Source organism: Paenibacillus provencensis, from assembly GCF_042678545.1.
In the GTDB taxonomy this organism is placed as follows: domain Bacteria; phylum Bacillota; class Bacilli; order Paenibacillales; family Paenibacillaceae; genus Paenibacillus; species Paenibacillus provencensis.
Genome location: NZ_JBHTKX010000003.1, coordinates 150,656 through 176,119, shown reverse-complemented (window position 1 = coordinate 176,119; position 25,464 = coordinate 150,656). Strand labels below are relative to the sequence as shown.

The 25,464-nt window shown below is 49.4% G+C and carries 19 protein-coding genes and 1 riboswitch; of the genes, 3 read left to right on the top strand and 16 right to left on the bottom strand.

What is annotated here, in order from left to right; genetic code table 11:
- Positions 1-84 precede the first annotated feature (84 nt).
- From kdpA to ACFQ3J_RS19485, 4 genes are all read right to left on the bottom strand, one after another.
- Positions 85-1,755, bottom strand: coding sequence for a potassium-transporting ATPase subunit KdpA (gene kdpA, locus ACFQ3J_RS19500; protein WP_379293672.1), 1,671 nt, complete (start codon positions 1,753-1,755; stop codon positions 85-87).
- 68 nt (positions 1,756-1,823) lie between these two features.
- Positions 1,824-1,901, bottom strand: a complete 78-nt coding sequence (gene kdpF / locus ACFQ3J_RS19495) for a K(+)-transporting ATPase subunit F (RefSeq protein ID WP_211753671.1) — start codon at positions 1,899-1,901, stop codon at positions 1,824-1,826.
- A gap of 88 nt (positions 1,902-1,989) precedes the next feature.
- Positions 1,990-2,280, bottom strand: a complete 291-nt coding sequence (locus ACFQ3J_RS19490; RefSeq protein ID WP_251583749.1) for a hypothetical protein — start codon at positions 2,278-2,280, stop codon at positions 1,990-1,992.
- Complete coding sequence (locus ACFQ3J_RS19485; RefSeq protein WP_251583748.1) at positions 2,271-2,429, bottom strand: hypothetical protein; 159 nt, start codon at positions 2,427-2,429, stop codon at positions 2,271-2,273. Before ACFQ3J_RS19485 ends, ACFQ3J_RS19490 begins: the two co-directional genes overlap by 10 nt.
- Before the next feature lie 135 nt (positions 2,430-2,564).
- A riboswitch (cyclic di-AMP (ydaO/yuaA leader) is annotated at positions 2,565-2,742 on the bottom strand.
- A 365-nt stretch (positions 2,743-3,107) separates the two neighbouring features.
- Between ACFQ3J_RS19485 and ACFQ3J_RS19480 the strand changes: the two genes are divergently transcribed.
- Positions 3,108-3,554: a hypothetical protein gene (locus tag ACFQ3J_RS19480; RefSeq protein WP_091159465.1), complete on the top strand. Its 447-nt coding sequence runs from the start codon at positions 3,108-3,110 to the stop codon at positions 3,552-3,554.
- A gap of 147 nt (positions 3,555-3,701) precedes the next feature.
- Here the strand turns inward: ACFQ3J_RS19480 and ACFQ3J_RS19475 are convergent, their stop codons facing one another.
- From ACFQ3J_RS19475 to ACFQ3J_RS19460, 4 genes are all read right to left on the bottom strand, one after another.
- Positions 3,702-5,387, bottom strand: a complete 1,686-nt coding sequence (locus ACFQ3J_RS19475; protein ID WP_251583747.1) for an NAD(P)H-hydrate dehydratase — start codon at positions 5,385-5,387, stop codon at positions 3,702-3,704.
- 72 nt (positions 5,388-5,459) lie between these two features.
- Positions 5,460-6,092 (bottom strand): NAD(P)-dependent oxidoreductase, encoded by a 633-nt coding sequence (locus ACFQ3J_RS19470; RefSeq protein ID WP_251583746.1) that lies wholly within the window; start codon positions 6,090-6,092, stop codon positions 5,460-5,462.
- A gap of 248 nt (positions 6,093-6,340) precedes the next feature.
- Positions 6,341-7,573 (bottom strand): threonine synthase, encoded by a 1,233-nt coding sequence (locus tag ACFQ3J_RS19465; RefSeq protein WP_091159460.1) that lies wholly within the window; start codon positions 7,571-7,573, stop codon positions 6,341-6,343.
- A 316-nt stretch (positions 7,574-7,889) separates the two neighbouring features.
- Positions 7,890-8,291, bottom strand: a complete 402-nt coding sequence (locus tag ACFQ3J_RS19460; protein ID WP_091159459.1) for a GNAT family N-acetyltransferase — start codon at positions 8,289-8,291, stop codon at positions 7,890-7,892.
- Positions 8,292-8,612: 321 nt separating this feature from the next.
- On the opposite strand from ACFQ3J_RS19460, the gene ACFQ3J_RS19455 reads away from it, so the two are divergent.
- Positions 8,613-9,425: a hypothetical protein gene (locus ACFQ3J_RS19455; RefSeq protein ID WP_139236998.1), complete on the top strand. Its 813-nt coding sequence runs from the start codon at positions 8,613-8,615 to the stop codon at positions 9,423-9,425.
- A gap of 85 nt (positions 9,426-9,510) precedes the next feature.
- On the opposite strand, the gene ACFQ3J_RS19450 is transcribed toward ACFQ3J_RS19455, so the two are convergent.
- The 6 genes from ACFQ3J_RS19450 to ACFQ3J_RS19425 form a co-directional block, all read right to left on the bottom strand.
- Positions 9,511-9,765: a YezD family protein gene (locus ACFQ3J_RS19450; RefSeq protein WP_251583745.1), complete on the bottom strand. Its 255-nt coding sequence runs from the start codon at positions 9,763-9,765 to the stop codon at positions 9,511-9,513.
- Positions 9,766-9,866: 101 nt separating this feature from the next.
- Positions 9,867-10,730 (bottom strand): sulfate ABC transporter permease subunit CysW, encoded by an 864-nt coding sequence (gene cysW / locus ACFQ3J_RS19445; protein WP_251583744.1) that lies wholly within the window; start codon positions 10,728-10,730, stop codon positions 9,867-9,869.
- Positions 10,731-10,742: 12 nt separating this feature from the next.
- Complete coding sequence (gene cysT / locus ACFQ3J_RS19440) at positions 10,743-11,579, bottom strand: sulfate ABC transporter permease subunit CysT (protein WP_091159452.1); 837 nt, start codon at positions 11,577-11,579, stop codon at positions 10,743-10,745.
- A gap of 101 nt (positions 11,580-11,680) precedes the next feature.
- Positions 11,681-12,724: a sulfate ABC transporter substrate-binding protein gene (locus ACFQ3J_RS19435; RefSeq protein WP_251583743.1), complete on the bottom strand. Its 1,044-nt coding sequence runs from the start codon at positions 12,722-12,724 to the stop codon at positions 11,681-11,683.
- A 15-nt stretch (positions 12,725-12,739) separates the two neighbouring features.
- Positions 12,740-12,883, bottom strand: a complete 144-nt coding sequence (locus tag ACFQ3J_RS19430; RefSeq protein WP_170862503.1) for a hypothetical protein — start codon at positions 12,881-12,883, stop codon at positions 12,740-12,742.
- A gap of 203 nt (positions 12,884-13,086) precedes the next feature.
- Complete coding sequence (locus tag ACFQ3J_RS19425) at positions 13,087-14,949, bottom strand: rhamnogalacturonan lyase (protein ID WP_449290102.1); 1,863 nt, start codon at positions 14,947-14,949, stop codon at positions 13,087-13,089.
- A gap of 303 nt (positions 14,950-15,252) precedes the next feature.
- On the opposite strand from ACFQ3J_RS19425, the gene ACFQ3J_RS19420 reads away from it, so the two are divergent.
- Positions 15,253-16,182: a class I SAM-dependent methyltransferase gene (locus ACFQ3J_RS19420; protein ID WP_170862501.1), complete on the top strand. Its 930-nt coding sequence runs from the start codon at positions 15,253-15,255 to the stop codon at positions 16,180-16,182.
- A 46-nt stretch (positions 16,183-16,228) separates the two neighbouring features.
- Here the strand turns inward: ACFQ3J_RS19420 and ACFQ3J_RS19415 are convergent, their stop codons facing one another.
- Together ACFQ3J_RS19415 and ACFQ3J_RS19410 are read right to left on the bottom strand one after the other, a co-directional pair.
- Entirely contained in the window at positions 16,229-24,079 is a 7,851-nt protein-coding gene (locus ACFQ3J_RS19415; protein ID WP_251583742.1) for an Ig-like domain-containing protein, read from the bottom strand.
- A 225-nt stretch (positions 24,080-24,304) separates the two neighbouring features.
- A complete protein-coding gene (locus ACFQ3J_RS19410) occupies positions 24,305-25,375 on the bottom strand; it encodes a lactonase family protein (protein ID WP_251583741.1) in 1,071 nt (356 codons plus the stop codon).
- Positions 25,376-25,464 lie beyond the last annotated feature (89 nt).

The following is a 25,464-nucleotide window of genomic DNA, read 5'->3' as shown; positions in this document are numbered from 1 at the left end:
CAACTGATTTAGTTTGTCTATATAGATTCGAATTCACCTTTTTAATGAGTTATGAAATTGAAACTTACTATAATAGTTCGAAGACTACCAGTTCAGCGTCAAATGCTCTGCAATCGGTCCAAGCACCATCGCCGGGAAATAAGTCAGTGCCCCTACAATCAGTACCGTACCGACAAAGACCGCGGCAAATAGATAGGTGTCCGTCCGAAACGTTCCCGAGGTCACAGGTGTGCTCTTCTTCCCAGCCAGTGATCCTGCAACAGCAAGCAGCAGCACTATTGAGAGATATCTGCCCAAGTACATGACAATTCCGGTAGAAATGTTCCAGAACGGTGTTGCATCTCCCAATCCTTCGAATCCGGAACCATTATTGGCAGCCGATGAAGTGTACTCATACAGCACCTGCGACAGACCATGATACCCGGGATTCGATATCGTGTCCGCATTGGTGAGCAGTGCCAGTGCTGTAGGAGCCAGAATGAGCAGGGGCTGAATCAGCAGGCTGATCGCAATCAGCTTGATTTCTTTGCCTTCCAGCTTCTTGCCGAGAAATTCCGGGGTGCGTCCCACCATAAGACCGGACAAAAAGACGGCAATAAGTGCGTACATCAGCACATTCAGGAATCCGGCACCCATACCGCCGAATACCGTATTCAGCATCATATTGGCCAGTGTGACAAATCCACCAAGCGGTGTCAGTGTATCATGCATGGTATTGACTGCCCCTGTCTCGGAAGCTGTCGTCACGACCAAATACAGAGAAGACAAGGCCACACCGAAGCGGGCTTCCTTCCCCTCCATGCTGCCTCCTTCCTGCTGAATACCCATGGCCTCGATATTTGGATTGCCGTTTGCTTCCGCTCCGAGGGATACCCCCATCAGCACGAGAAACATGATTGCCATCGAGACAAACAGGACACGTCCCTGCTTCTTGTTCCCCACCATCTTGCCATAAGCGAATGGCAGGGACACCGGGAACAGAAGCATCAGTACGAGCTGCAGAAAGTTCGTAAATCCGTTAGGATTCTCGAACGGATGAGCCGAGTTTACTCCGAAGAAACCACCGCCGTTGTTTCCTACCTGCTTAATGGACAAGAAGGAACCTACCGGGCCTCTTGCGATTTCCTGCACACCGCCCTCGAGCGTCGTTACCGCTGCTGTTGCTTTTAACGTCTGCGGAACGCCTGCCGCTACAAATAGTATGGCAGCTACGAAGGCAACCGGAAGCAATACTCTTGTTATGCTTCGAACGACATCCACAAAGAAGTTTCCGAGCGGCTTGCCGATAAGTCCTCTAATAAAAGCGATCGCCACCGCGAAGGCAGAAGCCGGTGCGGTAAACATCATAAAAACAACAGCGATCATCTGTGATAAATAGCTGAGACCGGATTCCCCGCTGTAATGCTGCAAATTCGTATTGGTCATGAAGCTGATTGCGGTATTAAAAGCGAGTGTCGGCTCCATACTTGCAGCACCGCTTGGATTCAGCGGCAGATGAGCCTGTATCCGGAAGATCAGATAGACGAGAACGATCATGACTGTATTGCTGAGTACAAAGGAAGCCGCGTACTGCTTCCAGGTCTGATTCGTCTCCTTGATGCCGCTGACAGCATAGATGGGTCTCTCTATCCATTTGAACCAAGGATCAATTCGGGTGGGTTCATAACGAAATGCACTTGCAATATACAGACCTGCCGGACGAGCAAGCAGGAGCACGACCGCAAGGGTCACACCGATGGAAATAACGGTTAACATATCTACTTATCATCCTCCTATGAATATCATGAATCTGTTGTTACAAGAATTAGTTCCTAATTACGACTTTAAAATTTCTCTGGGTTAAGCAGCGCGTAGACCAAATATATGAATACAGCAGCGGCAATAACAAGCAGCACCCACATCACTTTTCTTCACTCCCTTCCGAAGTGATTTTGTCCGAGCCCTTGATAACTCCAATTGATATAAGCGTCAACAGGCTGATTAATATGATCATGATGAAATCCAGCATTTGCTAAGCACCTCCCTATCCGGTTTAGAGTAAGAAGAAAAGTCGCTGCCGCGGCTGTAGATAACATGTGTCGCACCAAGCCCTCTATAGATGAGCCGCGGCTTGCTTCGCTCTGTAATGACATAGATCGGATTACAGGTCCATGACCGGCAGGTCTGGATATACTTGCAGCAGAGCAGCAGACTTTCCTCGAACAGATAGACATTGCCCACATGAAATTCAGGCAGCTCGGGTGATTGTTCGGCAAAGTCCACTTGAATGATCAGCTCCATGTATAGCCCTTGTATTTCTTTACGCTCATGCTCAGAGCTGACTCTATGATGGCAAACGACAAACCCTTCGATTTCAATGTCTCTATAAAGGACCTGCCCGGCTTGTTCCCGGCTGCAACGATTATGACGTCATCGTCATCAACGGACATCTGTGCATTCCCCTTCCGTTTCTCCCTTCCATCCAGCATAAAAAAAAGAAGCTAGGCAAGAGAAATCTCTTCCGCCCAGCTTCTTATTTGGGCAGACGGAAATAGACCGCTGCCACATAAGAACTCGGATATAAGAAAGTCTCTCTAGATACGCTGACGAGGTTAGCTGTCGGATTCGGGCGTGAGAGTCGCCCTACCTGTCTAAGCACATATCCTGTGCTCTTTAGGATTCACCCCTCGTAGCCTGCTTATGCAGGCCTCACTGGTTCCCCCGCTCCCTTGAGTTCATCAAAGGATTAAGCGATATGAAATTGTATGGCGCAAAGCTTTTATGCAATGAATCATAATCCTGACGGGTTCTGCTGTAAAGAAAGTCCGTTCCTCATATAAGGCGGATTTCAAATCATTGACTTCACGGAGATGTTTATTATCTTCAAATTCCTCTTTGTTTCTCTCTATTAATTCAATTCTCTTTAATTATGAGTAAGAAGCTGACAATGATAGATAAAGGTCCAATAAGCGAAGATCATCTCTTAATTAACCGCTTACTTTCATCAATTCAGCCTTATTTGCTGAAAATCCGGTTTTTTTAGAAAATGAGTCATTTTACTCGTCTGTGACATTTGCTATATGATGATCAACATAATAACGAGGTTGAATAATGGAGGATGAAGGCTCGTGGCACTCGCCTATATGGGTAACAATTCAGAACCTGCTTACCAGACAGAAGCGATCAGCTCTATGGAAATCATACGTTATGATTCTCGCCGGCTTCCTTATCTGACAGAGGAGAATCGTCATTACTGCGGATTGTTTAAAATCACTTGTGGGACGGCACACGGTTTTGCCGAATTTGACCTTCCACAGGAGAGCGCTCCGGAAGATCTGATCACCTGGATCTCTGTGTTTACTGTCCTTAAGGAGCTGACAGTAGAGCAGGCAAAGACCTGCATTGCAGATCATGAACAGGATTGGGGAATGGAACGCACCCGAATAGCCGAGGAAGCACTCGCAGATCTGCAGTTGATGCAGGAGGCGGACGAAGAGCTGCATAGCATCATCAGCTCCAGGTCGCTCGTTCGTTCCTTTTTGATGGAGTATGGACTAACGTATTATTCCTTCTAGATTCCGTCTATCTAAATTCTGCGAATGGATGAGATTCAGCTTCAGTTGTAAACTGTAAAAGGACACGCTTCTGCGTGTCCTGTGTCCTTAAACTTGACTGGATATCTGGCCGCCTTCTTACCAGAGGCTTCCTGTTGATACTCTATATTACAATGCGTCAACAATGTCTCCGGCGGTAATTCCTCCAGGATTATGCCGCTTGTAAGCAGCACGTTCTCCAGCGAGTCCGTGCAGATACACACCATATGCTGCTGCCTGCTCTGCACTCCATCCTTGTGCCAATAGACCCGCAATCATACCGGTCAGCACGTCCCCTGCCCCGCCGGTTCCCATACCAGGATGTCCGGTCAGATTAATAAAGATGCTGCCTGAAGGTGCAGCGATGACCGTACGCGAGCCCTTGAGCACAAGGGTAACGCCTGTTTTCTCTGCATATTCTGCCGCATGAGCGATTCGATCTCGCTGGACCTCTTTAGTGGATATATCGATCAAACGGGCCATTTCTCCTGGATGAGGCGTCATAATGAGCGGTGCAGTTCGGGACATCCCCAGGAAGAAATCTTCGCCTCCTGCTGCAGCCATATTAAGCGCATCGGCATCAATTACAATGGGCAAATCGCATGCTTCAACAATCCGGCGAAGCCACTGTGTATCTCCTTCAAAGCGGCCAAGCCCCGGTCCAATGGCCAGCACATCCTTGCCCTCCGCGAGCTGTATAACTCGCTTCGCTGATTCCTTCGTCCACGATCCGTCATTCCCTCTCACCGCCTCTGCGAGCATCAGCTCAGGCACCTTGCCGATGACATGCGGCATCAGCTCATAAGGCAGCGCCCATGTGGTCAGACCGCAGCCTGATCTGAGCGAAGCACGCGCACTCAGAAGCCCTGCCCCGCTCATTGCAAGCGTCCCGGCGGTAAGCAGCACATGTCCATAGGTCCCCTTATGCCCTTCGCCTGATCTTCGGAGCGCCAGATCCATGCCAAGCGTCCCCTCCAATACCTCTTCTGTAAGGACTCGAACAGAAATGCCCCGATCCGCTGCGAGCTTAGGCGGAATCCCAATGGATCTCACAACGATGCGGCCTGCTGCCTCTGCCCCGGGATATTGGGTCAGCCCTCGTTTCAACAAGGCGAAGCACACGGTCACCTTCGCCCGGATATGAGGCTCGAAGAGTTCTCCTGTATCCGTATTTAACCCGCTTGGAATATCAGCAGAGACAATAGGGAGTCCGCTCTCATTGGCCTCACGGATCAAGGCTGCATAAGCTTTGCGCGGCGCCCCATTGCTTCCCGTACCCAGCAGCGCATCCACGATGCCGGTAACGCCTTGAAATGACAGCTGCTCATTCTCTTTATATACAATCGCTGGGATCCCATAAGCTGCTGCCGCGTCCCTTTGAAGTGCAGCATCCTGTTCAAGCACTGAAGGCGGAACAGCATAAACAATCGTTACTTGCATGCCAGCCTCCTGCAAATGCCGGGCGCACACGAGTCCATCGCCGCCGTTATTTCCTTTTCCAATGAGTATGTACCAGTGCTCCTGGCTTCGGTCATTGATACGTAACATCTCCTCGGCACGAAGCGTACCTCTCACACCACGCCAGTCTTCAAATATCCGGCGATTGTCATCCTCATCTTCCTGTAATGGGTTTCGCGGCGTTCTTCGCGGCGTTCTCAGTTCTATCCGGCAATTCTGCTCTTCATGACATAGCTTCACCACTTCTTCAGCGAGCACCTTGCCTGCATTCTCCATCAGACTCGCCGAAGGAACCCCGATCTTCTCGATTACGATGTTATCGAGCTCACGCATCTGCTTCGCGGTTACAACATACATCTTCCAGCCCCTCCTATCAAAAAGAGCGAGGGATATATACCTCGCTCGCTAAAATAAACCATAAACCCTCTTCTAATAAGCCACAGTAAATCGGGATCCGCTGAAATACGGATCATCCGCTTCATCCACCATAGCCGCTGCATAATCTTCGACAGATATACGGCTTTGCCCGGCTTCATCCAGAATAAGACGATCTGTGCCAATTCGAAAATTGCCTGTACGGCGACCGGGTTCAATGGTTGCTGCCGGACTCAAATAAGTCCAGTCCAGATCGGACTCCTCGTAAATATGAAATGCATCCCGATGTGCGAGCGCCAGGGGTCTAACTTCTTCCGGAAATTCCGGAGTCTCCATCAGCGGCACTCCGCTATCTGTCAGAAGACTGCCTGCTCCGCCAACGACAAGGAAGCGCTGGACTCCACTGTTTCGAATGCCCTCAACGAGCGACCGGGCTGCCTCGACCAGTTCCTCTTCCTTACCGAATTCAGGACCGTACGCACTAATTACCACATCATGTCCCTTCACTGCTTCAGCAACAGATTCAGGTCTCAGAATGTCACCCTCTACAATGGTGAGCCCCTCGCGCTTCTCATTAAATTTAAACCGATTCCGCACAATCGCAGTTACCGTCATTTTTCTTCCCAATGCTTCTTCCAAGATCGCTTGTCCAATGGTTCCTGTTGCACCAAATAAAGCTATATTCATATCATTCAGTCCCCGTTTCTGTACTATACTAGCGTGTGCCCACTCTATATTAATCAGGTACGCTCCCTCTTAAAACGTCAATTGTTTACATCTCATGCTTCATCGCTTAGTTATGCATCTCTCATTCAAAAAAGATACTCCAGGCATGTTAGAGACGCCCCCCTACTCACCATACACTATTCCATATTCACAAGAAAAGCCATCCTGCCCAGCTGGAGCGAGATGGCTATCTACGATTTATATTATCCTTAAGTGCTATTACGTAGCGCATTGGGAATCGTATCTCCCGGATTCAGCAGTGGAACTTCGCCGGATATCGTTTCCGGATACTTAATACCCGAGCCCGTATTGAGTACAATCACCTTCTCATTATCTTGAATCCATCCGTTCGCCCGAAGTATGCGTGCTGCAGCAAAAGCAGCTGCGCCTTCCGGACAAATGAATGATCCTTCCAGCCGGGCTGCCAGTCGCTGTTCGGCCAGGATTTCCGCTTCCGTTACAGCAATGGCAGCTCCGTCAGTCTCATATATGGCGTCCAGTACAAGGAAATCTCCGATCGCTTTGGGCACATTAATGCCGAAGGCAATCGTCTCCGAGTCAGACCAGAATTCCGATTCGGTCGCATTCTGCTCCCATGCTTTAACGATTGGAGCGCAGCCTGCCGCCTGTACAGCGACCAGCTTCGGCAGACGACCGGTTATAAAGCCCAGCTCCTGAAGCTCCAGCAGACCTTTATAGATCCCGATCAAGCCCACACCGCCGCCTGTCGGATACAGAATAACGTCGGGTAACTGCCAACCTAGCTGTTCGGCAATCTCCAGTCCCATCGTCTTCTTGCCCTCAATTCGATAAGGCTCCTTGAGAGTAGATGCATCGTAAATCCCCTCTGATCTCACCTTATCCGTAACAATCTTGCCCGCATCACTGATTAAGCCATTCACAAGGTACAAATCAGCACCTGCCGCAATACATTCATTGCGTGTAATCAGCGGAGCGTCAACAGGCATTACTATGGTTGCCTGAATACCCGCGCGAGCAGCATATAAGGACCAGGCCGCGCCTGCATTTCCGTTAGTCGGCATCGCAAATTTGGAAACGCCAAGTTCTTTGGCCTTGGAAACACCAACGGCCGCACCGCGTGACTTAAAAGATCCGCTCGGCGTCAAGCCTTCATCCTTCATATACAGCTGAGGGATCGCCATATCGATCCCCAGACCTGGCATACGAAGCAGCGGTGTCATCCCTTCACCCAATGTGATTACATGCTCCGGTTCCCTTACAGGGAGCAGCTCATGGTATCTCCACAGGTTCATTTCCCTGCCTTTTAAAGATTCAGGGTTCCATTCTTTCTTAAGACTATCCAGATCGTATCGGGCATTTAACGGAGATCCGCAAGTGCACAACTGTTGAACGCCTGTTGTATGATAAATCAGTCCGCACTTTGGACATTCCAAATGACTCAAATAGCTGTACTGTCCCATATAAGCATACATCTCCTCACTTTATTAACGACCTAAGTGATGTGAATGGTACTATAACAGTAAATAAGTGTTCACCCTTCTGTTTCAGAGGAGGACCCAGCGATATCTTAATGCAGCCTGTTTATTGCTCTACTCCAATTGAAGCTTTCCATCTGAAATTGTTCCGATGACCGAAAAAATGGCCACCTATTGCTTCTGAACCATCTCAGAATACCAGGGGCCACTTGCAATCCTTCGCGGTTAAAATATATATCTATAATCTTTTCATAGTGGAACTTATTTGTCAATTCGACCAACAATTTATCTCCAATAATTTCTATTTTTGTTTCCAATGCATGCCTTGGGATTCCGGTGCCGAATGCCTAAAGCCAAACTGCTCATATAATCGGTCAGCCGGGATATCGGCCAGCAGTGACACCAGGCCCTTCTCAGGGACATGCTCATCCAGATACTTGCGGATCTCTTGCATAATGGTCTTGCCATATCCATTGCCCTGATACTCGGGATTGACAGCAATATCCGTTATAAAAAACTGTAATCCTCCGTCGCCAACAACTCTGCCCATGCCGATAAGCTCGCCCTCTTCTATTAAACTCACTGCGAACAGCGTATTCGGCAGCCCCTTTTGAGCTCCGTCAAGACTCATCAAGGACAGACCCGCAGCTTTTCGAAGGTCTAAATAGTCTTGTGGCGAAGGAATTTGATATGTAATTTCCATGTTTATAGTCCACCCCGTATGATGAAATTAATTCAAGTATACTTCCTTTCTAGATTTGCCCAATTGGGACTTAATTATTTCAGATGGCTGCTTAACTCGATCTCTTTCCATGGAACTAGTTTACGATATTTATAGCAATAAAGAAAACACATGTTCCATTCCTTCACACTTCTCCGCTTTAATTTTCTCTTCGCCCCCTTTTCGACTTGAAAACCCCCGGTTCCTATGCAATAGTGAGAGAAGGTATCGCCGCTTTAGTGTAAAGGAGGGAGAAGCCTGAATTATATTGTACAAATTGACGGCATCTCGCTGTCCCCACAGGTGATTGCTATTGCCGCCTTCATGATCGTGCTGCTGCTGTGGCTCTACATATATCATGCATCCAGCTTGCGACAGGGCAAGTACCGACGAATGGATGATCTTCAGGATACGCTCTATACCTACTCCAAGCTTGCGGGACATTTAACCCTTGGTCTGAAGAATGACGGTCTTCCCGGGGAGCCTCTGCACGGGGCACTTATCCTCGCGCTTCAAGAGAGCAAGTCCGCGCCCTGCCTCACGCCGCATCTGAGAGAACAGATACAGGCCTGCCTTGCAGAAGGAGACGAAGCTGGACTCCGATTACTCTCACGTTCTCTTGAAAGGGAAATGACCCGGCTGGCTGCCGAACGAGACCGATTGTTCTCTTCCGTGCACTCCCCAAGATGGGGACAAGCATTGTGGCAGATTATCCAGCCTCTGTTCGCTCCCCTTGCAGCGGTAGGTATCGCTGTACTGTTGTATCAATTCATGACAGGAGCAAGAGATATCACCGAGGGCAGCTCGGTGTGGGAATGGGTATTGCTGAGCGCAAGACTTGTATCCGGAATGATATCGATCGCATACGTATACATCCTCATCTTGATGAAGCCGCATACAGCCGCAAGCGTGATCACCAACCTTCTGTCCTCGGCCATTATTTTGGCAGCATTGTTCCATCTGATCGGGCTTGCTGCTGCACCTTACGTTCTTGCAGGACAGCTGATCTTGTTCCTGCTCGGATTCAAATGGAGTAAACCACCTTCCCGCAAAGAACGGCCTTATGCTGGGCAATTCGCAGCCGTGGATAATCAAGATTCACAGCTCTATCGTTAGTACAACATAAATAAGCAGTTCCTCACGCTTCTATAGAAGACAAAGGGGCTGCTTATTTTCATTTCAACGTACAAGCTATGAATGTTTATGAAGACCCCGATTTGCGCAATGCGCGCGAACCACTTGATAGGGAATCAGCGACTCCTGCCGCTGCACTGCGAGATTTGCCCGATTTAGAGGTATTTGAAGATGTGTTCTCATAACGTTTGCGCTCGGTCCGTTCCATCTGTACAATCTGTCCTTCATGGACAATGATGGACAGTGAACCAAATTCCATTTCATTCAACAAACTGGCGATACGATCCATCCACACTTCATCGACTTTAAGCGGTTTAGTCATTATTAACGCCTCCTATTAAATCGGGCCTATTAGCGTACCCTGCTTATTTATTCAAACCTATAGCTCGAATTTGCAGGAACACACCCTGACTTCAGAAAGCTCTAATGCGTACCCTTTCTTGTGAACCAGCTCTTTAATAGAAGCGTAATCAGGGCAAGCACGAGCAGTAAGGATGCAACAGCAAATGAAGCAGCAAACTGATACTCGTTATACAAAATCTCTACATGGAGCGGCAGTGTATTCGTCAGTCCGCGAATATGACCTGATACGACGGACACCGCTCCGAATTCCCCCATCGCTCTGGCATTACACAAGATGACACCGTACAGCAGCCCCCATTTAATGTTAGGAAGCGTCACTTGGAAGAATACTCTCCAGCCCTTGGCCCCAAGCATCACAGCCGCTTCTTCCTCCTGTGTTCCTTGATCCTCCATCAGCGGGATAAGCTCACGTGCTACAAAAGGGAACGTGATAAACAAGGTCGCGAGTACAATACCTGGAACGGCAAAAATAATGCTCACATTCCATGATTCTAATAAAGGTCCCAGCCAGCCGTGGGATCCGAATACGAGGACAAGCATCAGACCGGCCACAACAGGTGAAATGGAGAAGGGCAGATCGATTAAGGTAATGAGCAGACCCTTCCCGCGAAATTGGAATTTCGTAATAACCCAAGCGGCCGCGATCCCGAAAACTGTATTCAGCGGTACCGTAATCACAGCGACCAGCAGCGTAAGTCTAAGCGCGGACAATGCATCTGGTTCCGAGAGTGCAGCAAAAAACACTCCCACCCCCTGCTTCAGCGCTTCTGCAATAACAATAACAAGCGGCAGAATAAGCAGCCAGCCCATAACGAGTATGGCCGCTCCTATGAGCACCCACTTCACCCAGGGCGCTTCTGTCGTCGCCCGTGACTGTCTCGCATTCGTCCGCGTACTTGCTCCTAAAGGTATTGTTCCTGCCATAATGCATTCCTCCTATGTGCGGGATGTCTTCCGGCTCCAGCGCTGTAATGTATTAATAAGAAATAACAGGACAAAGGAGACGATGAGCAGCAGCAGTGCGACGGCTGTTGCCCCTGCATAATCAAACCGCTCAAGCTGGGTCATGATGAGGAGCGGAGCAATCTCCGTCTTCATCGGCATATTGCCTGAAATGAACACAACCGAGCCGTATTCACCGATTCCTCTCGCGAATGCAAGAGCAAATCCGGTAAGCAAAGGAGGAATAAGCTCTGGCAGAACAACCTTCCGAAAAGTAAGCCAGCGTCCAGCTCCCAGCGTAGCTGCCGCTTCTTCTACATCCTTCTCCAGTTCAGCCAGTACCGGCTGGACTGTGCGTACCACAAACGGAATGCCGATGAACATCAGGGCAAGCGTAATCCCAAGCTGCGAGAATGCAATCTGAATCCCCAGCGGTTCAAAAATGGAACCAATCCACCCATTTGGAGCATAGAGCGCTGTGAGCGCAACTCCCGCAACTGCCGTGGGAAGTGCAAAGGGCAGATCAATGATGGCATCAAATATTTTCTTGCCGGGGAACTCGTATCGGACCAGCACCCAGGCTAACAGCAGCCCCAGAAACAGGTTGGCAAATGCAGCAAAGCCTGCGGTCATAAAGCTGACTCTGAAGGAAGCGAGAATTCGTGGATCTGTAGCCATATCCGCAAACTTTGCCCAAGTAAGCCCTGTTGAATTAAACAGCAGCGCTGCAAGTGGAATTAAGACAACCAAACTTAAATACAGCACCGTAAATCCCATATTTATTCCAAAACCCGGAAGTACTCTGATCCGAGCTGCTCCTGCCCTGCTCATGCTTACTCATCCCTTCATGCCTCCAGTCGTCCCGGTCGGCATCTCTAGTCTTGTATGGCTGCAATGCCGTGTCCATATGAATGGCAATGTGAATCCAATGCTTAATTGCTTGGAACATAGATCTGAGAGAATATTCCCTCTTCACTAAAATGCTTCTCTTGTGTTTCTTTCCATGTACCAAATACATCGTTCAATGTGAATAGCTCCAGCTCTGGGAAACTCTCAGTATATTGTTCAGCTACAGAAGGAAGTGTCGGACGGTAAAAGTTCTCAGCAGCGATCTTCTGTCCTTCTTCACTGTACAAGTATTCAAGATAAGCCTCCGCTGCTTCACGTGTTCCATTCCTATCGACGTTTTTATCTACCACGGCTACAGGTGGCTCAGCCAGAATACTGATCGATGGGTAGACAATATCGAATTTATCTGCACCTTGTTCCTTGATCGACAGCAAAGCCTCGTTCTCCCATGCGAGCAGAACATCGCCTATTCCCCGCTCCACGAAGGTCGTCGTCGATCCCCGGGCTCCTGTATCAAGTACTGGTGTGTGCTTAAACAGCTCGGTGATAAATTCCTTAGCCTTAGCTTCATCATTGTTATTCTGCTTCAGTGCGTATCCCCATGCAGCCAGATAATTCCAGCGTGCTCCTCCCGACGTCTGTGGATTGGGGGTTATGACCTCGACACCCTCCTTAATGAGATCATCCCAATCCTGAATATCCTTCGGATTCCCTTTTCTAACGAGAAACACAATGGTTGATGTGTAAGGAGAACTGTTGAGCTCGTATTCATCCTGCCAGCCTGCATCAATGAGTCCCGCTTCTTCAATGGCATCAATATCATAGCCTAGAGCAAGGGTAACCACATCGGCTTTCAATCCGTCGATAACCGACCGGCTCTGCTTCCCTGAACCCCCGTGTGACTCATTGATTGTGACCTTCTGTCCCTTCTCCTTCTCCCAGTAAGCAGCAAACGCCGCATTGTATTGTTCATATAGCTCACGAGTAGGATCATAGGATACGTTCAGCAGCTTCAGAGAACCGCTGTCGGCATTTCCGCTTCCGCAAGCTGTCAGTGACGCAGCAAGTGAAGCAGCAAGCAATACCCCAATACCTATTTTCAGACGGTTACGAACACCTTTTTTCATAGAAGACATCCTTTCTTATAGAAGCTGCCCATCCCTTAAATAGTAAAAACGGAGGAGACAGGTCAGCGATAGAAGGGTCAAACCGGTTATCGTCCGTGTCTGCTGTTCTATGCTGCCGCTGCTCATCCGCTGCCCTACGGTAGGTTCATAATAAATCATTTATTCCTACCTGTTTAGTATGTTATGTTACATTTTAATAACGCAGACCAGCGCTGTCAAACATTTTTTAACAATTATAACTAAGAAAAGATACCTGCTCTCTTTTTTCCAAATCCCGTTGTAATCCCCTCTATTTTATTGGAAAAGCAAAAAAGAACCGCATAAAATATGCGGTCCCTCGATACCTGATATTTAGTTCTTCATTAAGGTCCTCCGACCACTCGGATATTCGGCGAAGGCGGCGTGCTCATCCCCGTGCCCAAGTAGAAGCTGGTATGCGGCGGCTGATTGTAGGCCACATTTTGCCATGCGATGCCAAGGCGATAGATTGGGTCGTGCATCAAGGTGTAGATCCGCTGATCTGTAACTGCGGTCGTTGTATAGATCCGAAGGGCTGTACTGTCATCTGTCCGCCAGACGGCTTCCTCTCGCCAGTCTCCCAGCAGATCAGCCTGAAGGCTTGGAGTCGCCTTCGTTCCATTGTTGCTCGCTGCTCCTGTGGCGGTCAGCAGATTCGTTGTTGTGGATGTCTCATGGTTCCATTTGTCGATCCGATTATTATCCAGCAGCTCTCTGCTCAGATCTCCGTCCCACCAGATTCCAAAATTCGTAGACGGTACCTTGTTAACAATAACCTGCCCCTTCGCCGTGTACAGTACTCCGTTGGCCCAGACCTCCGCGCCTTTGTAACGAGGATCAATATCTGAGGCCATTCCCCTGCCTATATCCTTGGTCGTGGGAACTCCCCAGATTAAGGCACCTGTATCCGCATCTCTGAATTCGATACCCGCATTCGAAGGGACCTCATGAACCTGAAATACCTCAAGCCCAGCCCGATCCGGATCCAGGTCGCTCAAGTGCATGGCATCGCCATGGCCAAGTCCTGTCGTATACAAGCCCTTGCCATTATCGTCAACCGCCATTGCGCCATATATTATTTCATCCCGTCCATCGTTATCCACGTCGCCAACACTTAAATTATGATTCCCTTGACCGGCATACCCCGAATTCCCGGACGTATTCGAATCAAAGGTCCATCGCTTGGTGAGCTGACCATTTCTGAAATCATAGGCTACAAGAACAGACCGGGTATAATATCCTCTTGCCATAACCAGACTCGGTCTCTCCCCATCGAGATAGGCGATGCCTGCAAGGAAGCGATCGACCCGATTGCCGTAATTATCTCCCCAATTGCTTACGGTTCCACGCGGCGGTTCGTAATTGACTGTCGTGAGCGCTCTGCCCGTCTGGCCGTTAAATACGGTCAGATACTCGGGCCCTGATAGGATATATCCGCTGCTGTTCCGATAATCCTTGCTTCCATCACCGATGACCGTGCCCGCAGCGTCTTTGGTACCGTCGGCCGTTTTCATTGCAACTTCAGCCTTGCCATCGCCATCCAGATCATAGACCATGAACTGAGTATAATGCGCCCCTGCACGAATATTTTTGCCGAGACTAATCCGCCAGAGTCTTGTTCCGTCGAGCCTGTACGCATCAATGAATACTTCACCCGTATAGCCGCTCTGCGAATTGTCTTTGGAGTTCGACGGGTCCCATTTTACGATCAGCTCATAGTTGCCGTCGCCATCCAGATCGCCTGCGCTCGCGTCATTGGCACTATACGTATACGCTACACCGTCAGGGGTTGTCCCGCCAGCAGGCTTCATTAGAGGCACATTCAGATAGTTGGTTCCCCATACGCTTGCAGCCGGAGATGCGGTCTGCTCCGTACCATTCACGACGGCTCTTACCGTATATTTCGAACTCGCTGTACCGGCATTGTCCTGCAGATTCGTACTATTCGTAATTGGCGATGAATTCACCTTCGTCCCATCACGATACACATTGAATCCGATGCTAGAGCCTTCGGTTCCGAGCAGCCGCCAGCTTACGAATACACCTGTGCCTGTTTTTACAGCAACAACGCCGCGATCCAGGTACTCCATTTGTCTGGGATTCGCCGCTTCAGCCTTATCTGGCGAAACGCCAAAGCAACAACCTATCATCGCTGCGCTGAGCATAGCCAGCCCCGTGGTCCGCCAGCTTCGTTTGTTGGTTAACATGACATAGCCTCCTCTAATTAGATAACTATTCGCTTCGAATGCATTTGATTGTAAGCGCTTTATATTGTGAGTAGAATTATATTTTATACAATGATTTCCATAAATAGGTCCTTCAGCATAAATCATATTTAAAAATCCGACTTCTTTTCTGGCAGACAAATTTATTTGGCCATTGAAGGACACAAGTTTAGCTATTAGGGGATGAATGCTTATACGAGATTGCCTTGCCCGGAATACAACTAAAAGAAGAGCCAACAAAGACCTGTGACCTGTGCAGGGCTGTTAGAAAAGAGGGGATTTTTCTTGAGAATCGATCTAGGCTGTGGACAGCAGAAATTTCCCGGATGCATCGGTATCGACATCATTCCTTATGATGGGGTCGATCTGGTCCATAATTTAAATGATCCTCTTCCGTTTAGTGACAACAGCGCTGAATTTCTTATTGCCTCACACAGCCTCCAGTATGTTCATGATTTGGACTCCGTCATGCGTGAGATTTACCGGGTATGCAAGCACAAAGCAATGATTTGTATCGTTGCTCCTTATGCTCATGTAACCGCCAATATGGTGAATCCGCTGTATAAACAGCAATTCAACGAGCATTCCCCCCGCTACTGGACACAAGACAACCACAAGCTGATTGGTGATGAGGAGCATTTCTTCTCCTGGCCGCACACATGGTCCCTCGCTGAACCCCTCCCGGGAGCTGTTCCGATTGACTTGAGACTGATCCGTATGGAATTTTTTTATTTCCCCGAATACGGAGCGTATGATGATCTGGAGCTCGTGCTGCTTCGACAGAGCCAATTAAATGTAGCTTATCAAATTATGTATCATTTTCTTGTCATCAAAGAACCCGAATTATCACAGGATCTTGAAATGTGGAGATCCTGCGAGTTGGAAGAGCCGCTGTACGTTAAGGAACAGAGGGCCTCATTCCGAAATCTACGCTATGGAGATCGATGGGTAGAGACAGAGCACCTCTCTGCTATATTAGACGCGGCAGATTCACATCATTCACTTGAAGGAAGCACTGCTGCTTCCGCCCATGACCCTCATCCGGACGGTGCTGAGCCTTCTCCTGATCCCATTCATTCAGATACCAAACGTCCCCGTGCAGCCAGAAGGAGTATCAGGGCAAATAAATCTCACGTTTCCACACATAGTAAATCAAATGAGTGGACTACAAAAAACAAACCAAGGACGCACAAGAAGAAGCCCGGGAAAAAGTAATTGATTCCCCGGGCTTTCTCATCTGTGCTTTTTTTATTGTTTCATCTTATTCCTCTCCACCCGGAACGACCCTGATATTGACGATGACCGTATAGGTCTCGCCCGAAGCAAGAGTAACGATGAACGTAATCTGATCAGGTCCAATATAATCGAGGTCCGGTATATAAGTGAAGGTGCCATTGGCATTTAGTGTGACCCGTCCGTTATTCGGCGCATCCACGAGCTGTGCTGTAGACAATCGTCCAAAAGAGTTCAGATCCCCGGATACGGAAGTATTCTCCTCTGTTCTTAGATCAATGAGCACCGTGTTGGATAACGCAACTACATTCACGGTAACTACATATAGATAGACAGCTCCTCTGGAATCGGTATATCGGATTGTAAACGTATCGCTGCCGATAAAGCCTGGATTTGGCGTATACGTATAGGTGCCGTCAGAACGAAGTCTCAGATTTCCATTCTCGGGCTGAGTATACACCTGATATACAGCTCCAGGTCCACCATCTGCTGCCCCGCTTACAGGTCTGCCCCTAGGTGTCGTCAGCTGAACTCGAATGGTCGTCTCTCCTCCCGTATTTGCCGGAGGATATACAACGACTGTAACTGTTGAAACGGCTGTACGCCCCTGGCTGTCTGTTACTGTAACCGAAAAAGTATCCGTGCCATTAAAGCCTGGATTTGGTGTATAAATAAAGCTTCCATCCGGATTCAGCTCCAGTGATCCGTTAGCTTGCGATTGCAGGATCATGTAAGTTAATGCAAGCCCTGCTGGACTGCTGGCCAGGATCTGCCCGGTGACCGGCTGACCCTGATTTGTTCCAATACCGATATCTGTCGTGATTGGTCCCGCTGTGAAAGGAGAGCTTCCCTGAAACACCGTTACCGTAGCGAAGGCCACTGCAAACAGTCCTGCGCTGTTGGTCACGATCACAGTAAAGGTATCGGTTCCGACAAAGCCCGGATTTGGCGTGTACGTAAACGTGCCGTCCGGATTGACGACCACCATGCCGTTTGTTGGTGGTATCCCCAGCGAGAACGTCAGCGCGAGTCCATTCGGGTCGTTCGCGATGACCCTACCGCTGACAGGCTGACCCTCTGTTGTTCTCACATTCACTGGAGATGCAACCGGCGAATTGCCGCCTACAATGATCGTAACAGGTGCAACTGCCGATATTCCTGCACTGTTGGTAACGATCACACTAAACGTATCTGTACCGGTAAAGCCAGGATTCGGTGTATACGTAAAAGTACCGTCCGGGCCCACAACAGCCGTCCCGTTCGTCGGCGGATTCCCGAGTGTAAAGGTCAGCGGCAATCCAGCTGGATCCTCTGCCGGTACAAACCCGGTTACTGGCTGCCCCGCTGCGGTTCCCACATTCACCGGGGTGGCGATTGGCACATCTTCACCTACAACGATGGTCACCCGAGAAATCGCGTTCTCCCCGTACAAGTCAGACACAATGATCGGGAAGGTATCAACACCCGTAAAGCCCGGGTTTGGCGTATACGTAAAGGTCCCATCCGCATTGACCACGACCGTACCATTGCTCGGTAGAGGTACGTATTGGGTGTAGATCAAAGTGCTTGCTTGCGGATCGGATGCAAGCACTACTCCGCTTACCGGCGTGTTAATCGGTGTGGTCAAGAAAATATCTGGTGCCACCGGTGGAGCAGAGAACACCGTAATGGTCACCCTACCGGTTGTTGAAGCCCCAAATGGATCTGTTACAACCACTGTGAAGGTATCTGTTCCAATAAATGCGACATCCGGCGTATACGTAAACGTTCCATCCGGGTTAACTATAACCGTACCGCTCAAAGGTGCAGTGCCGAGCGCATAAGTAAGTGGATTGCCCTCCGGATCTACGGCTGGAATTTGAGATGTTACAGGTGTGCCTACAAGTGTGCTTGTTGCAAAGTCAGATACAATTGGCGGCAGGTTCGGTATCGTAATACTGACGGTAGATACGGCAGACCCTCCTGTTCCATCCAGCACCCATACGGTAAAGGAATCTGTACCGACAAAGCCGGTATTCGGCGTATACGTGAAGCTGCCATCTGCGTTTAGTACAACGGTGCCGTTCGTAGGGAAAGATCCTATCACATAAGTCAGCGGATCGCCATCCGGATCAGAAGCAATAATCTGTCCATCTACACTTGTGTTTGGTCCCGTTTCAATAGATTGATCCTGTGTAATGGGCGGGCGACTCGTAACGGTAATCGTCACCAGGGCAATTGCCGTACCTCCCAGCCCGTCACTGACCAGAACGGTGAAGGAATCTGCGCCGACAAAGCCGGTGTTCGGTGTGTACGTAAATGAACCATCCGCATTCAAGATTACCGTTCCACTTGAAGGCGTCGAATTCAAAGTGAAAGTCAGTGGATTACCGTCCGGATCACTGGCTGTCACTGCTCCTGACACAGGTGTATTTTGGATCGTTGCCAAGCTCGCACCATCGGCTGTCGGAGGCAAGTTCAATACAGTCACTGTCACGGTACCCACCCCCGATCCGCCTGCTGAATTCACAGCCTGAACCGTGAAGCTGTCCGTGCCAATAAATCCAGTATTCGGCGTATAGGTGAATGTTCCGTCCGGATTGACAATAACTGTACCGTTCAGAGGCGGCGACAGAATCGTCACCGTCACAGGTAATCCATTGGGATCTGTAACTGTAACCTGCGAAGATACAGGTATATTGCCTCCCGTACTTATGCTCAAATCCTGGACAACCGGTGGATTAATCGCAACATCGATCGTGATTACCCCGAAGGTGATTCCACCCCGTCCGTCATTGACCATCACTGTGAAGAAATCTGTCCCGAAGAAGGCTGGATTCGGTGTATAGGTAAATGTACCATCCGGGTTAAGCAATACCGTTCCACTCACTGGAGGTGTATCTACTACATAACTAAGAGGGTCTCCATCCGGATCGCTTGCCGTTACAACACCCGAGACGGGTGCCGGCTGCACGGTACCGTATGTCGTGTTCGATACAACGGGCGGACGATTCACGACTTGGATCGTGACCGTCGATACTGCATTTCCGCCCTTCCCATCGCTCACCAGTACGGTGAAGCTGTCTATTCCGCTATAACCTGTGTTTGGCGTATAGATAAACGTTCCATCCGGATTAACATCTGCAATTCCATTTGCTGCAAGTGACAGGATGCTGAATGTCAGTGCATCCCCGTCTGGATCTGTAGCTGTCACTTGACCGGATACCGGCGTGTTAATATTGGTGGACAGACTTAGATCCGAAGTCACCGGTGGATTATTTGTGACGGTAACATCAACCGAGGCAATAGCCGTTCCTCCCAATCCATCACTGACAAGAACGGTGAAGCTGTCTGGCCCTACATAACCGGTATTCGGGAAATAAGTAAATGTACCGTCGGTATTAACAACAACCGTTCCATTCACCGGTGAACTGAGCTGTGAGAAGGTCAGCAGATTGCCTTCTGGGTCCACCGCAGTGACCGCACCATTGACTGGCGTATTCTGCGGCGTAGTCACACTCGTCCCTGTTGCTACAGGCGGAGCATTGGTAACTGAAATACTCACGGTAGAAATGGCAGTGCCGCCCTTGCCATCATCCAATAGAACTGTGAAGCTGTCCGGTCCCACATAGCCCGAATTTGGCGTATAGGTGAATGTACCGTCCAGATTGACTACAGCCGTGCCAAAAACCGGCGCGGCATTTAGACTGAAGGTAAGCGGGTCACCATCAGGATCTGTTGCGGTCACAGCGCCAGCAACTGGCGTGCTGTTCGGCGTACTTAGACTTACATCCTGGGTTACAGGCGGACGATCCAATATGTTTACAGTAACGACAGAAGTCGCTGTTCCGCCCCGTCCGTCATCGACAAGCACGGAGAAGGTATCCAATCCGACTACGCCTGCATTAGGTGTATACGTAAACGTACCGTCAGCAGGGTTTAGCAATACGGAACCAAGTGAAGGCGGTACAGACAAGGTATAGTTCAAAGGATTGCCGTCAGGGTCGCTCGCTGGAATTTGGCCGGCAACCGGCGTATTTTGGAACGTATCCAGCGTCAGGTTGCCTGCAATCGGCGGGATATTGCTGACGTTGACGGTAACCAGTGAATCAGAGAATACGCCGCTTGTGTTGGTAACCCGGACCGTGAAGTTATCTGTACCGATAAAGCCTACATTTGGTGAATAGGTAAACGTTCCATCCGCAGGATTCAGCAGCACCGTACCATTCGCTGGCGGAACCAGCACGGCATAGGTCAGCGTCTGGCCTTGTGGATCGGTCGCAATGACCTGACCCCCAACCGGGACATCTGTGGTCGTATTCAAGGTAACATCTGAGGTTACCGGCCCATCGACAGGCACACCGATCGTAACATTAGAGGTCGCAGTACCTCCCTTGCCATCACTGACGAGCACTGAAAATGTATCTGTACCCACGAAATTCAGATTTGGGGTATACGTGAAGCTGCCGTCCGGATTCAGTACCACCGTGCCGTTTGCTGGTGGTATTGATAAGGTATAGGTCAGTGTATCTCCGTCCGGATCTGTCGCCGGGATTTGACCTGCCACCGGTGTATTGACATTTGTCGTCAGTGTCAGATCCTGTGCTACCGGAGGCTGATCAATGACGGTGATGATGGCTGTTCCTATAGCTGTACCGCCTTTGCCATCGCTGATTAGGGCTGTGAACGAATCTGTACCGACAAATCCGACTGCCGGTGTGTATGTGAATGTCCCATCCGGATTCACCACTGCTGTTCCATTCGCTGGTAGTGATTGAAGAGTAAAGGTCAGCGGATCACCGTCCGGATCGGTTGCAAGCAGCTGTCCCGGCAGCGGTGTATTTTGCAGCGTGCTGAAATTCTGGGTCTGCCCGATCGGCGGCTGATCTATCACTGTGATGAATACCGTGGATATTGCCGTGCCGCCAAGCCCATCTGATACAAGCACCGTAAAGCTATCAGGGCCGACATATCCCGTATTCGGTGTATAGGTAAATGTTCCATCCGGATTCACCACCACGCTCCCGTTAGCTGGTATAGACAACAAAGAAAAGGTCAGCGGATCTCCATTCGGATCCGTTGCAACGACTTGACCTCCGGCAGGGAGGTTCTGAAGCGTTGATAGCAATACATCGCTGGTTACCGGGGGCAGGTTTTGCACGCTAACCGTTACCGTACCAATCGCCGTGCCGCCGAAGCCATCTGATACGAGAACGGTAAAGGAATCCACTCCAGCAAAGCCAGGGTTCGGTGTATACGTGAATGTTCCATCAGGGTTGAGAGCTACCGTTCCATTCAGCGGTGGCGAATTCAGGCTGAACGTCAGCGGATTCCCATCTGGATCGGTCGCGATCACCTGCCCTCCAGCTGGTGTATTGCCCAAGGTAGACAGTGATAAATTCTGAACAATTGGCGGCTGATTAATAACGGTAACGGTGACAACGGATACCGCTGTCCCCCCATTCGGATCACTTACCAGCACATTAAAGTTATCCACTCCAATAAAGCCAGGATTCGGTGTATATGTGAATGTGCCATCCGGGTTGACCACCGCTGTACCATTGGATGGGGCAGTCTGCAGTGTGAAGGTCAGCGGATCTCCATTCGGATCGGTCGCAACGACTTGACCTCCGGCAGGCACGCCGAGTGTAGTTGCCACACTCAGATTACTTGTCACCGGCGGCAGATTGATTACCTGTATGGTCACGGTAGAGATGGCAGTGCCGCCGCTCGGATCAGTGACCAGAACCGTGAAGGTATCTGTCCCGATAAATCCAGGATTCGGATTATACTGGAACGTTCCGTCCGCGTTCACCACTACGGTTCCATTTACTGGAGATGCGTTTAATGTAAACGTCAGTGAATCTCCATCCGGATCGGTCGCAATGACCTGACCCGTAATGAACAAATTCTCTGGAGTTATCAGATTTAAATTCTGTGCCACGGGCGGCTGATTAAGAACATGAACCGTTACAATTCCGATGGCTGTGCCTCCATTCGGATCGCTTACAAGATAGGTGAACGAATCGTTGCCCGCAAAGCCAGGATTCGGATTATACTGAAAGGTTCCGTCTGGATTGAGTACAACCGTACCGTTTGCCGGTGATGAATTAAGACTGAACGTGAGCACATCTCCATTCGGATCTGTCGCTGTAACTTGACCTGTTGCAGGAGCATTCTTCGTGGTGGACACATCCAGGTTGTTGGCAATTGGCGGCTGATTAAGCACTGTTATCGCGATTGTCGAAACCGCTGTCCCTCCGAAGCCATCGCTGACCAGGACGGTAAAGGAGTCGTTCCCTACGAATCCTGTGTTAGGCGTATACTGATATGTTCCATCTGGATTGACGATTGCTGTCCCGCTTGTCGGTACCGCATTTAGAGAGAAGGTCAGCGCGTCTCCGTCCGGATCGGTACCTGTAACCTGACCGCCGACTGGAATATTTTCATTGGTGACAAGGGAATAGCTCTGTGTCGTCGGCGGCCGATTGCCGATCGCGATGCTGTTACCGTTCGATTGCGACATCCCTTGGAAAGTCGGTCCACCCGGAAGACTTTGATAATTGTAGTTCAGGTTTGCTACATTCGTTTGAGCAGATCCAGGTGGCCTGGATACGATCTGAACAGAATATATAATCGTCAGCGTCTGCTCTGGAGCCACAGTGCCCAGATTGACACCGACAGTGGGGTCTGCGCCAGGTTGTACAACACCATTCACGGAGAAGGAGCCAGGGACGAACACGCCGGAAGCAGGAAATGTATCCTGCAGCAGCACTAAATTAGCAGAGGCTGTACCTGTATTGGCAGCGGTGAGTGTATACTGAACCACATCTCCGACCAGTGCACTGCTCACATTCGAGCTCTTATTGAACACAAAAAAAGGTGCATTCACATCGACTTGAAGCCCTAACGCATTTACAAGATAAGCGTCTCCTTGGGATGTAGCCTGAATGACAGCAGAAGTCTGTGAATTGACGAGCCTGGAAGAGACATCTACATTGGTAATATCCCAGCCTTGTCTTGCACCAATGACCGCATTACCTGGTGTACTATTCAGACTGCCGAACGTCCCTCTTGTATCCAAGAGTCCCAGATTATTGTTAATCTGTGAACCGAAAAAGTTGCTGACCGGATTGTTCGGACCTGAAATCGCTACAAGCGTCGCTGCTGTGGGTCCAAACCTCAGCTGATCTCCTAGTAGCTGAGGATCACCCTCTCCTGCGCTGACCATCAGTCTTCCGCTCACGACTCCGGTAACCGGTGTAGCGAATCCGGTAATCGTGGCTGTTGCCGTACCGAGGGCCTGATTCACGACCTCTGCACCAACAAATACGCTCATATTCCTTGACGGGAGGAATGGATTCTCATACACGACGGCAAGTGTCCATCCGGCGAAGTTATCATTGTTGTTAGATGCTGTTACCGTTCCGGGCACGGCTCCTGTTATATAGGTACCTGCTCCCCCTTGCCGTACAAGAGCCGTTACATTGGCCGAATTGACATAATCATTCGCTGTAGGCGCAGTATTCCGTGCTGTTGCCGGATCAGGAGCAACCGAGAAGGTTCCTGCCGGCGTAGTGAATAACACAGGATTGCCGATCTGCCCAATGACGTTATTCCCCCCCGTATTATAGCTGGCTGCCCAGATCAATTCGGCATACTGCACCGTCGATCCACTCGGCAAATCCAAAATAGCGGTTGAAGCATTTTGTGTATAATCCAATGTTGTCCCAAGCGGGAAGTTGCCGACCCGAACCGATGTATTCAAAGTGCTGAAAGCACCGATTGAACCTGTATTTCCCTGATTATTCTGATTGGTTACCTTGTTGAGCCCAAGTGTATTTCCTGTAAAAGTCATACCGCCATTCATTGTTGTATTAAATCTTAATATAAAAGGCATTCTGCTCGTTTCACCTCCCAAAAGCATAAAATCCCATACAATATATTGTTCACGGCCTTGTACTATGCAGATTAATTTCGGGAATAGCAAAAAGACATGATCCGGGCTATGGATCATGTCTCGCAAGATCTATATAATTCATGGCATTTAATATTTATATAATGGAATGAATCAAGTTTCATAATCCCCTTAATGAGTTATGAAATTAATTCCGCGGAATAAATACTATCCCTTCTTACATGGTTCAATGCATACAGGAGCAGGGATTTCAAGCTCATACCCAGTCGGCGTGAGATGTCCGGTCTCACTGTTCATTTTGAAGGAAACAAGGTTGTCACTGTCCTGGTTTGCCGCGATCAGGAGTCCACCATCCAGCAGATTGAAGTTTCTAGGCGTCTTACCCTCCGTAGGTACGCACTCCACGGCTGTCAGCTCACCGCTCTCCTCATTAATTTGGAACAGCGCGATCGAATCATCGCCACGGTTGGATACATATAGGAAACGGCCGCAGGAGGATATGCGAATATCCGCACCTGTATTTTCCGACTGTTCTTTTTCACCCCGTGTTGAGATATGATGCGTAATCTGGAATTCTCCGCGATTCTTGTTGAAGGTTAATGCCGTAACCGTATTGTTCAGTTCATTAACAACATAAGCAAATTTCTCATTAGGGTGGATCACCAAGTGCCTCGGTCCCGAACCGGCAGGCAGCTTCAGTTCATAATGGGTCGACAGCTTGCCTTCCTGCATGCGGTACACAATAATCTGATCTAGTCCAAGGTCGCATACAATGGCATACTCCCCTGCAGGATCCGGCACGATGGAATGCGCATGCGGACCTTCCTGCCGATCTTCTCGGAAGCCCTTGCCCACATGCCCAATCTTCGCAGACATTTCTGCAGGAATGGAGGATTCATCCAGCTTATATACATTGACACTTCCACTTGAATAGTTAGCCACAAGCACATAACTTCCGCTGTGATCCACCGAAACATAACAAGGGTCGGCGCCTTCCGTCGGTTTGCGATCCAGAAGGTGCAGCTCGCTCGTCGTCGGATCTATCTTATAAGTAAACAGTTCGCCTTCCCCTGTCTCGCTGACAGCATACAATACTTCACCATTCGGATGCAGTGCCAAGAAGGAGGGGCGCTCTATTCCTGTCGCTTGGTTCACGATTCGCATTTCTCCGCTTTCTTTGTTCACGGCCACCAAATAGATACTAGGCTCTGCGGCTGCGGAATAAGTTCCCGTATAAAAACAAACTTCGTCTGATTTCTTCGCTTGTGGGTTCATCATCGATCGCTCCTTATATTCAAATAATCACTGGATAGACTACTGGAATTGATAATAATCTATTAACCACAAATGACGTCCATCCCTTCAAA

Coding starts and splice junctions, on each gene's coding strand:
- kdpA (WP_379293672.1), bottom strand. CDS start 1,755: ATGTTAACCGTTATTTCCATCGGTGTGACCCTTGCGGTCGTGCTCCTG.
- kdpF (WP_211753671.1), bottom strand. CDS start 1,901: ATGTGGGTGCTGCTTGTTATTGCCGCTGCTGTATTCATATATTTGGTC.
- ACFQ3J_RS19490 (WP_251583749.1), bottom strand. CDS start 2,280: ATGGAGCTGATCATTCAAGTGGACTTTGCCGAACAATCACCCGAGCTG.
- ACFQ3J_RS19485 (WP_251583748.1), bottom strand. CDS start 2,429: ATGTCCGTTGATGACGATGACGTCATAATCGTTGCAGCCGGGAACAAG.
- ACFQ3J_RS19475 (WP_251583747.1), bottom strand. CDS start 5,387: ATGTATGTTGTAACCGCGAAGCAGATGCGTGAGCTCGATAACATCGTA.
- ACFQ3J_RS19470 (WP_251583746.1), bottom strand. CDS start 6,092: ATGAATATAGCTTTATTTGGTGCAACAGGAACCATTGGACAAGCGATC.
- ACFQ3J_RS19465 (WP_091159460.1), bottom strand. CDS start 7,573: ATGGGACAGTACAGCTATTTGAGTCATTTGGAATGTCCAAAGTGCGGA.
- ACFQ3J_RS19460 (WP_091159459.1), bottom strand. CDS start 8,291: ATGGAAATTACATATCAAATTCCTTCGCCACAAGACTATTTAGACCTT.
- ACFQ3J_RS19450 (WP_251583745.1), bottom strand. CDS start 9,765: ATGACTAAACCGCTTAAAGTCGATGAAGTGTGGATGGATCGTATCGCC.
- cysW (WP_251583744.1), bottom strand. CDS start 10,730: ATGGCAGGAACAATACCTTTAGGAGCAAGTACGCGGACGAATGCGAGA.
- cysT (WP_091159452.1), bottom strand. CDS start 11,579: ATGAGCAGGGCAGGAGCAGCTCGGATCAGAGTACTTCCGGGTTTTGGA.
- ACFQ3J_RS19435 (WP_251583743.1), bottom strand. CDS start 12,724: ATGAAAAAAGGTGTTCGTAACCGTCTGAAAATAGGTATTGGGGTATTG.
- ACFQ3J_RS19430 (WP_170862503.1), bottom strand. CDS start 12,883: ATGATTTATTATGAACCTACCGTAGGGCAGCGGATGAGCAGCGGCAGC.
- ACFQ3J_RS19425 (WP_449290102.1), bottom strand. CDS start 14,949: ATGTTAACCAACAAACGAAGCTGGCGGACCACGGGGCTGGCTATGCTC.
- ACFQ3J_RS19415 (WP_251583742.1), bottom strand. CDS start 24,079: ATGCCTTTTATATTAAGATTTAATACAACAATGAATGGCGGTATGACT.
- ACFQ3J_RS19410 (WP_251583741.1), bottom strand. CDS start 25,375: ATGATGAACCCACAAGCGAAGAAATCAGACGAAGTTTGTTTTTATACG.